Below are 8,627 nucleotides of genomic sequence, written 5' to 3'. Positions count from 1 at the left end.
GACATCCATAGGGGCATCGGGCTGAAGGGCCTGCCGGAAGCAGTGGAGACCGTCTGGCCTCGAACGATTGTCCAGACCTGCGTCGTTCACCTGCTGAGGAACTCCTTCCGGCACGCCGCCCGTCAGGACTGGGACAAGATCGCCAAGGCGCTCAAGCCCGTCTACACGGCACCGAACGAGGCCGCCGCGGCCGAGCGGTTCAGCGAGTTCCAGGAAGCCTGGGGCAAGAAGTACCCGGCGGTCATCCGGCTCTGGGAGAACGCCTGGGCCGAGTTCGTGCCCTTCCTCTCCTTCGACGTCGAGATCCGCAAGGTCATCTGCTCGACGAACGCGATCGAGTCCGTCAACGCCCGCATCCGCAAGGCCGTCCGCGCCCGTGGACACTTCCCCAACGAGGCCGCAGCCATGAAATGCGTATACATGGCGCTCATGTCGCTGAACCCCACCGGCAAGGGCCGCAAGCGGTGGACCATACGCTGGAAGGCGCCCCTGAACGCCTTCCAGATCGCCTTCGAAGGCCGGCTCACCCCGGCCGCCAACTGACCCCTACAAAAACTGGATCAGCCGTCTACTGGACACACCCGCTGGTGCCGGTGAACTCCCTCATCAGCAACGGGCACCAGCGGCTGCCCGTCCGAATCCGCCCGGCCATCCACTGACGAAAAACGATGGCGACGGCCGGGGATCCCGACCCGACGACGGACTCATCTCCTGGGCCCCGATCCTCGGCCGTACCAGCCCAGACCTCTCACCCCCACAGTCACATTCCGCCTCGGCGGATCCCCCACCGACTGGAACAGCGCAATGTCAAAGACGGCCAAGCGGCTCAGCCCAGTTCGTCCCTTGACACAGCACGCGTGAGGCGGACATCTCAATGACCACCGGCAGGCCAAAGCGTGCGTCGGACTGGTCGAGTGTTCCAGAACAGGAGAGGGGACCCTCTCCACGTTAACCGGCGCGCCTCCCCAGCAGGGCATCGGTTCATGATGCTGTTTATCCGCTTGGACCCGGGGTACCCGGCCTCGGCGCCACGGGCGGCGGAGAAGGCCGTCCTCTCAGGAGGCAGAGTCGCATGAGCCGAGGCGGAGGAGCAGTCACCGGAACGGTCACGACGAAGGTCCCCGCGAGACTGGACCGCCTGCCGTGGTCGCGATGGCACTGGATGATCGTGATCGGCCTGGGCACCGTCTGGATCCTCGACGGCCTGGAAGTCACCGTTGTCGGGAACATCGCCGGCCGGCTCTCCGAAGCTGGCAGCGGCCTGCCGATCAGCAGCGTCCAGGTCACGGGCGTCGCGGCAGCGCTCTACGTGGCGGGCGCCTGCTCGGGCGCTCTCTTCTTCGGCTGGCTCACGGACCGTTACGGCCGCAAGAAGCTCTTCCTGATCACTCTGACCGTCTACCTCGCGGCGACCGCGCTCACCGCCATCTCCTTCTCCGTCTGGTGGTTCTTCCTCTTCCGCTTCCTGACCGGGTTCGGTATCGGCGGCGAGTACGCGGCCATCAACTCCGCCATCGACGAGCTGATCCCCAGCAGGTTCCGGGGCCGCGTCGACCTGATCATCAATGGCAGTTACTGGTTGGGTGCGATAGGTGGTGCCCTCCTGTCGGTCCTCGCACTCGATACCGACATCTTCCCCAAGGATGTCGGCTGGCGGCTGACGTTCGCCCTCGGCGTCGTTCTGGGACTGGTCATCCTTCTCGTACGCCGTCATGTGCCGGAAAGCCCGCGATGGATGTTCATCCACGGGCAGTCCGAGGAAGCGGAGAAGCTCGTCGACGAAGTGGAATGGGAGATCGAGGAGGAGACGGGCCGCCTGCTCCCCGAGGCGGAGAGCGAGATCACTGTCGAACAGCGGCGCAGCGTCGGCTTCATCGAGATCGGGAAGACCGTCTTCCGTGACTATCCCAAGCGTGCGACGCTCGGCTTCGCGCTCTTCGTCGGACAGGCTTTCCTCTACAACGCGATCACTTTCGGCTTCGGTTCGATCCTGGTCACGTTCTTCGACGTCTCCACCGCAACAACCGGCTACTTCTTCGCCGCCATCGCGTTCTGTAACTTCCTGGGCCCACTGTTCCTGGGCCGTCTCTTCGACACCTGGGGCCGCCGGCCGATGATCGCGGGGACCTACATCCTCTCCGGAGTGCTCCTGTTCCTCACTGCCTGGCTGTTCGATGCCGGACGGCTCGACGCCATCACGATGACGCTGTGCTGGTGCGTCGTCCTCTTTTTCGCGTCGGCGGGTGCGAGTTCGGCGTACCTCACGGTCAGTGAGGTCTTCCCGATGGAGACGCGGGCCATGGCGATCGCCTTCTTCTACGCGATCGGGACGGCGGCCGGCGGTATTTCCGGCCCCCTGCTCTTCGCGGGCCTGACGCAGAGCGGAGTCGTCGCGGACGCTGCTCTCGCGTTCTGTGTGGGGGCGGCCCTGATGGTGATCGCGGGCCTGGTGGCCGTCTTCCTCGCGGTGGCCGCAGAACAGAAGTCGCTGGAGCAGATCGCTGCGCCGCTTTCGGCGGTCACGCCACAGGACAGCGCTCTGCGGCGCGGGGCCGACGAGAAGAAGCCGGGGTCCCCGCCAGGCGCGCCAGCGGTGTGACGCCCCCTCAGGGGACTCCCTGCCCGACCTCGTGGTCCCGCTCGTCACCGTCGAAGCCGGATCTGTGCTCAGCCTGAGCAGCTCCGCCTGGTACCGGCGCACTTCCGCAGCCTGCTCGTCCGTGTAGCCGGGACTGGTAGCCGGAGTGAAGCTGTTTCTCGCTGTCCCACGCCGAATTCCTGCCCGGGTGTCGCCGCCCCTGCAAGCGCCTGGCGCAGGGCGGTCTCGTCCGGCGCCCCGGACACGGTGCCGTCGGCGGCCCGGTACAGGCGACACGACAGGCTCGGCACCGCCCTGGGCAGTGCGAACAGGTCGGTGCCGTCGATCAGGATCGTCGGCGACCCGTACATGCCCAGCCTGGCCGCCTCGGTCTCATCGGCCACCTCGACCAGCTCCACCTCGGCGTCGCGCCCAGCCAGGGCAGCGGTGACCCGCTCCAGGGCCGGCTGAGCGTTGGGACAGTCAGCCACCGTCAGCACCGTGATCCGCATCCGCTCTGTCCCTTCAGACCGTCGTTCCCCTTCTGCACCCGACGGTAGACCTTCCAGTGTGCTGGAAGGTCAAGGGATAAGCTGGGGGTATGCGCATCGGCGACCTCGGCGCCCGCACTGGGCTGACGACCAAGACCCTCCGCTTCTACGAGGACAGCGGCCTGCTCCCCCCACCACCACGGACTCCGAGCGGCTACCGCGACTACCCCGAGCACGTCATCACCCGTCTCGCGTTCGTCCGCGACGCCCAGCGCGCCGGTCTCACCCTCGCCGAGATCCGATCGATCCTCGCCCTGCGCGACGACGGCCACGCGCCCTGCGCCCATGTCACCGGACTCATCCACGAGCACCTCGACGACATCGACCGACGCATGACCGAGCTCGCCGCCACCCGAGACGCACTGCGCACCCTGGCCGACCGCGCCGCCACCACCGACCCCGCCGCCTGCGACGCGGACGGCATCTGCACCATCCTCACGCCCGTACAGCCATAGCTCCGCAGCTCCACCGCGCTGTCCAAACCCGTGAACATTTCACCGGGGTGGGGCAGCCACCCCGCCTCCCAAACTGATATCGAAGTGCTGTCCGTCTCGATCGGACAGTGCGGCGCCACGTGCGTCATCCGGATCCAGGACCCGGGCAGGGGCGGTGGTTAGGTCGGTGCGTCCGGCGCGGGGAACCCCCGCCACCAGCACATGGCTGCCGGGACACCCATCAAGGTGTCACCAACCTCTGAAACCTTCAATCAGCACCCGTGTTACACGCACACAGGCATCTTTGACAGGACGCGCTGGAGGCCTCCGCGTAGCGGCGCTCGGATGGCGCCGGCGCTGGAACCGACGGGTCCGTCCGGTGGAGTGCGGTGCTCAGTTCGGCGGTTCGGATGGGCGGTCGATCCGGGTGGGGAGTGGGTCTCCTACGGCCGAGTCGGGTGCGAAGGGAGGTGTCGCCCCGGCAATGCTGAGGTATCCGTTCACGCTCTGTGTGATGGCGAGTCCGTACCCGTCGGGTGTCTGTGTATAGCCGCTGCGCGGGCGCGAATCCCGATCGTTTCGCGTCGCCCAGCCTTGATCATCCCAGCCGCGCATCACCAGGTCGAAGTGCTGATCGGAGGTATCAGGTGTGGTTCCGAGCACCCAGTACCTGATGTCGAAGAATCTCAGGACGTTGTCGGGGTCGCTTTGGTCCCAGGACAGAGTGACACCGCGGTGAAACGCCGCCTTGGGAAAGTCCGGATGTCGCAGCGTCAGCGCCAGTTCGGCGGGTACTGCCCGGAGTGTGGCGGTGAAGTGCCGTAGCAACTGTGCACGGATCGCGGCCTGCGTCGCTGCTGGTGGCATACCGTCCTCGTTTTGTCGTTTCGCAGGGTTGTGTGCCGCCCTTCGGGGCCCACCGGCCGACGCAACGCCTCGATCGAGCCGCGACGGCACCTTCGGCGCTACCGGCCACCTCACGCCGGCCGGATCCGATCCTGGTCACGCCGACTGTGCCACAACGAAACAGGCGAACTCCATACGAACGGCGAATAAGATGCCAGCGATCGGGCGGTGACGACGCCCGGCAGGAACGGGGGCCGCAATGGGCGACATACCGGGCGCACGCGAGGAGCTGGACCGGATGGGTCGAGCCCTGCGCGCGCAAATGGTCGAACTGATCACCGACCTGACCCCCGGCAGCGACCTCGGCCTGCTGTTCCTCGACTGGCCGACGGTCGCCGACTGGCACGAGCCGCTGCGCCACCACTACTCGGCTCTGTTCCGCGGGGAGCGTCCGGCAAGCGTCAGCGCCGCCGACCTCGCGTCCCGCGCGGCCGCCCTGCTCGGCCCGGCAGGCTGGGAAATCGCGGCGTCGGAGGAGAACGACGGCGCGAAGCCCTGGAGCCTGGTCACCGGCCGTCAGGACGGCAGCAGCATCGAAGTCCGTGTGGGCCACCACACGTCCGCCGTGATGTTCAGCGGGCAGACGCCGGCCCTGGCCCTGCGCGCGCCGGAGGAGTTCCAGTGGCCGGAGCCGGTACGCACGCCCGAGACTGTCACGCCCGGATACGTGCTCTGCTACGAGTGTGATGGCCTGGGCGAGTGCCCCGGGTGCGGCGGACGCGGCTGGGTGCCCGACCAGGCCCGCGGACGGACCAACTGCCCCGAATGCCGCAGGGGACGCGTCTGCCTGATCTGCCGGGGCTCGGGTCAGCTCGCCGTCTCCCAGCTGAGCCCGTACCAGCGGGGCTATTACCCCGAATTGGACTAGTTCTCGCATAGCGCCTCGCATGGACTCGCCGCTGGCCTGGTTGGTCAGGGTCTTCTCGAGAAGGTCCTGCGCGCAGTCGGTGAGATCGCGGGCACCGGCGTCGGCGCCGATGTGGCGGCCGGCCCGCTGCTGGGCGTCCACGCCTTGGGGGGAATGGCCGTGGACTCCGGGAACGAATGGTCCTTCCCGACGGACTGCAGCAATCCGTGGGTGGTCAATAGCGACGGTGATCCCGTTTACACCGTCGGCGGCGGTGTCACCCTGGTGACCGGCGTCGACGTGGGTGGAGGAACCAGCTTCACCACGGTCTACGGAGGCAGCGGATGGTGACATGATTCCAGCCGCCCGGGGCGGGCGTGCCCGGCACCCACACCCCGGGCGGGTGTCCTCTTCCGCAAGGTTCCGAACGACGAAGGGAGCAGCATGTCCTACGACGGGACATTCCTGTGGGGCCCGGCGAACTTCTCCGGACGGCCGCCCACCCGGCTGGTGGTGGAGGGCCTCGTTGTGGGCATCGTGACCGCCGGCCTGATCGCGGCTGCCGCGGTGACGGGTGTGCTGACCGGTTTCGGCACGGTGGGCTCGGTGGTCGGTGTCATCGTGGGCCTGGCCGCCGCCTGGTATCTCTTCTCGACAAACGCGGGACGTGTCCTGGTGGCCGCGGTCGCCGTGCTGGGCGGGGCTCTCGCCTGGTGGATACCGGGCCAGACCGCACAGGCCGTCCTCGCGGCGCGCGGCGAGAGCCGTACGGTGGTGGTGACCGAGGTCCACGTCCACCGCTACGAGGGACGCAACTACGTCAAGAACTCCTGCTCGGTACGCCTCCCCGACGGCACCCCGGTCCCGATCGAGGCTTGGCGCAGCTGCGGCGCCACCGCGCGCCCGGGCCAGCACCTCACGATGGTCTTCGACCCGGAGGACGCCGTCCCGCCGACCGACCGTATCCTTCCTGCCACCGCCGCCGAGGCCCTCGCGGGGCCGGCGGTGGCGACTCTGGCCCTCACGGCGCTGTGCTGCGTCGCGGTGATCCGATCCCAGCCGTGACCACGCAGGCCAGACGCGGATGCCGGACTGAGATTGTGCGGTCGGATCGGGGCGCGGTGGCGATGTTGCCGTCGCTCCGTTTCCTCGAGCCGCCGACTTCACTGTCTTGTGGACCCATGACACGTGCCGTGCCCTGCGTAAGGCGGGCCGCGTGGGCGATCGGCCCACGGTCGCCTTCAGCGGTATCCATTCGTCCCTGCCCGCATGGTCGGGTGCCCGTGCTGGGGACGAGGCGTACGCGCTTGGCCCACCTCCATGTGGTCGGAATGGCCCAGGAGTACGACGTGAAGGGCACTACGGCCTTCACCACTCACTGGCACGCCCCGAACGGTCTTGGGCGCACTGGTTGTCCGCTTTCGCAACCGGGCGGCGACACGGATCCTGTCCGTGGTCCGAGCCGGGAGGGCGGAGTCCCTCACGACCTGGCCATATGGACGCGGCCAGAGGCGACGGGGAGGCCCTGCGGACATGGGCCTCGGCTCCGATCCGTACACCAGCAACCGCTACGCCTTCACCGGCGGCAACCCCACCAGCTTCATCGAGCTGGACGGGCACCTGCCATGCGCCGGGGGCATCAAGGACGTGTGCGGCGGCGGCAGCGCGATGACCAGCCTCTTCCTGGCACCCTCCAAGCCGGCCAGCGGTGGCGGCTACACGGAGGGCTCGCCCAGCGAGCCCAAGGTCACGTACGACGACGACTTCCCCTACGACCCCAACTCCAAGCCGACTGCGGGCGACTATGTGAGCTGGAACAAGTGGAAGGCCAAGACGATCGGTGGCGGCCCTGCTCGCCTCGCTCGGCTTCTACGGTGACGGTGCCCTCGACGACGCAGGCCCCGCCTACTCCCACTACAGGGAGAACACCGGGGCGGACTTCGAGGTGAACTACAACGAGGGGCACCACGAGGACGAGGCCATCGGAGCCTTCGTGGACGGCGAGGTCGCCCCGGCATAGAACGCCGCGGAAATCCTCAGCGGGAAGACCGGGAAGTCCACCTTCGACATGACGGGCGGGGCGCGGAGCATGACGGGCGCCGGCCTGTACACGAAGACCGAGAACTGGGACAAGACCCTGGGTGATCACAAGATCTGGGGCAGCGCCGAAGTCACGTCACAGGGCGACAAGTTCACGATGACGATCACGGTTCACGCCATGGACCGCTACGACTTCAACAAGGACATGACGGACAAGGCATCGGGTGCGTCGGACAACGAGAACGGCCGCTTCACTACGCTCGGCTGGGCGAAACCGTTCATGGTGAGCGGATCACTCACCCGAGTCGTCACATGGAACAGGGGAGACGTGGGAAGCAGCACGGTGGTGACCAATGGCCCGCGGTGACGTCCGGCGGACGCGCAGGGCAGTCATGCTGGTCGCGGCACTGGCACTGATCACCGGCTGTGGCAGCGGTGTGGCCGACACGGCGAGTGTCCAGAGCCCCGCGGGGTCCTCGGCCCGCTCGCCGGAGACGGCGGAGGCGGAGCAGACGATCGAGCGGGACAAGGGTCCGGTTCTCGAGCGGTTCCCGGAGTTCGGCGACATCACCGCCGTCGAATGGGTCACGAAGGAGTTCGGGATGCCGTCGGAGATGGCGGGCCCCACGGACTTCCGTGTCTCGGGCGTGGCGCAGCTGGCGAAGGCTGATGCCGAACGGCTCCAGCAGGAGCACGACTGGGTGCCGGCCGACGAGGCCCCGGCCACGCTGGAGGGGATCTCCCCCAAGGTGCCCAAGGGGGTGGCCTGGGAGGTGAGTGAGGGATTCACCTCCGAGGTGACGGGGGGAGCGTTCGAAGGGACGTTCTTCCTTGATCCCGAGGCCGGGGTCATGGTGTTCGACGCCGTGAATCCGTCGGTCGCCCATCCCTGAGCACTGTCGCAGTAACTGGACCGGCCGTCGTTGGAGGCGCTGTGAAAAGTAAGTTCGCGTTCCGTATGCGGGGGAATCGTCTGGGCTGCCTGGAGGCCGACTTGGAGGCCGAGCTCCGGGCGGTCGATGCTCGGCCCGAGCACAGCACGACGGTGTGCGGCGGCATCTGGCTCACGCTGCCGCCGACCGGAATCTACTGGAAAGATCTCGCCTGGCTCGCCTTCGGTGCTTCGCTGATGCAACGGCAGCTGAGTGAGGCGCACCCCGGTGGTGTCCAGATTCAGGCTCTGACAAGATTTTCGTAGCCGTTGATCGCGCCTCGGTGTGGATCAGTTGAGGAGGATGCGGTGGCGGAGGAGGCGGAAGCCAGCGCGTCCG

General features: G+C 67.6%; 12 protein-coding genes. 11 read left to right on the top strand and 1 reads right to left on the bottom strand.

Annotated elements, in window-relative coordinates:
• A partial coding sequence (locus ACGFSA_RS34385) for a transposase (protein ID WP_393310001.1) occupies window positions 1–543 on the top strand: 543 nt, incomplete at its 5' end.
• 529 nt (window positions 544–1,072) lie between these two features.
• On the top strand, window positions 1,073–2,599 hold the full coding sequence (locus ACGFSA_RS34380; protein ID WP_393309999.1) for an MFS transporter: 1,527 nt from the start codon (window positions 1,073–1,075) through the stop codon (window positions 2,597–2,599).
• Window positions 2,600–2,667: 68 nt separating this feature from the next.
• On the opposite strand, the gene ACGFSA_RS34375 is transcribed toward ACGFSA_RS34380, so the two are convergent.
• The gene (locus ACGFSA_RS34375) at window positions 2,668–3,069 is read right to left on the bottom strand and encodes a hypothetical protein (RefSeq protein WP_393309997.1); all 402 of its coding nucleotides are present in this window, start codon (window positions 3,067–3,069) and stop codon (window positions 2,668–2,670) included.
• A 110-nt stretch (window positions 3,070–3,179) separates the two neighbouring features.
• Between ACGFSA_RS34375 and ACGFSA_RS34370 the strand changes: the two genes are divergently transcribed.
• The 9 genes from ACGFSA_RS34370 to ACGFSA_RS34330 all read left to right on the top strand — a co-directional run bounded on the left by ACGFSA_RS34370 (window position 3,180) and on the right by ACGFSA_RS34330 (window position 8,554).
• Window positions 3,180–3,584, top strand: coding sequence for a heavy metal-responsive transcriptional regulator (locus tag ACGFSA_RS34370; RefSeq protein ID WP_393309996.1), 405 nt, complete (start codon window positions 3,180–3,182; stop codon window positions 3,582–3,584).
• A 1,084-nt stretch (window positions 3,585–4,668) separates the two neighbouring features.
• Entirely contained in the window at window positions 4,669–5,337 is a 669-nt protein-coding gene (locus ACGFSA_RS34365; protein ID WP_393309994.1) for a hypothetical protein, read from the top strand.
• Between the two features lie 159 nt (window positions 5,338–5,496).
• A complete protein-coding gene (locus tag ACGFSA_RS34360) occupies window positions 5,497–5,667 on the top strand; it encodes a hypothetical protein (RefSeq protein ID WP_393309992.1) in 171 nt (56 codons plus the stop codon).
• A 93-nt stretch (window positions 5,668–5,760) separates the two neighbouring features.
• Complete coding sequence (locus ACGFSA_RS34355; protein ID WP_393309990.1) at window positions 5,761–6,381, top strand: hypothetical protein; 621 nt, start codon at window positions 5,761–5,763, stop codon at window positions 6,379–6,381.
• Between the two features lie 468 nt (window positions 6,382–6,849).
• The gene (locus ACGFSA_RS34350; RefSeq protein ID WP_393309988.1) at window positions 6,850–7,194 is read left to right on the top strand and encodes a hypothetical protein; all 345 of its coding nucleotides are present in this window, start codon (window positions 6,850–6,852) and stop codon (window positions 7,192–7,194) included.
• The gene (locus ACGFSA_RS34345; protein WP_393309986.1) at window positions 7,157–7,336 is read left to right on the top strand and encodes a hypothetical protein; all 180 of its coding nucleotides are present in this window, start codon (window positions 7,157–7,159) and stop codon (window positions 7,334–7,336) included. The genes ACGFSA_RS34350 and ACGFSA_RS34345 overlap by 38 nt, the downstream gene beginning before the upstream one ends.
• A gap of 69 nt (window positions 7,337–7,405) precedes the next feature.
• On the top strand, window positions 7,406–7,723 hold the full coding sequence (locus ACGFSA_RS34340) for a hypothetical protein (protein ID WP_393309984.1): 318 nt from the start codon (window positions 7,406–7,408) through the stop codon (window positions 7,721–7,723).
• Window positions 7,710–8,249, top strand: a complete 540-nt coding sequence (locus ACGFSA_RS34335; protein WP_393309982.1) for a hypothetical protein — start codon at window positions 7,710–7,712, stop codon at window positions 8,247–8,249. The genes ACGFSA_RS34340 and ACGFSA_RS34335 overlap by 14 nt, the downstream gene beginning before the upstream one ends.
• A gap of 101 nt (window positions 8,250–8,350) precedes the next feature.
• Window positions 8,351–8,554: a hypothetical protein gene (locus tag ACGFSA_RS34330; protein WP_393309980.1), complete on the top strand. Its 204-nt coding sequence runs from the start codon at window positions 8,351–8,353 to the stop codon at window positions 8,552–8,554.
• The last annotated feature ends 73 nt before the right edge of the window (window positions 8,555–8,627 follow it).

This window comes from Streptomyces sp. NPDC048496 (assembly GCF_043200055.1).
Taxonomy (GTDB): Bacteria; Actinomycetota; Actinomycetes; order Streptomycetales; family Streptomycetaceae; genus Streptomyces.
Note: the sequence above shows the minus strand (reverse complement) of the source record. Positions and strands in the feature narration are given on the sequence as shown.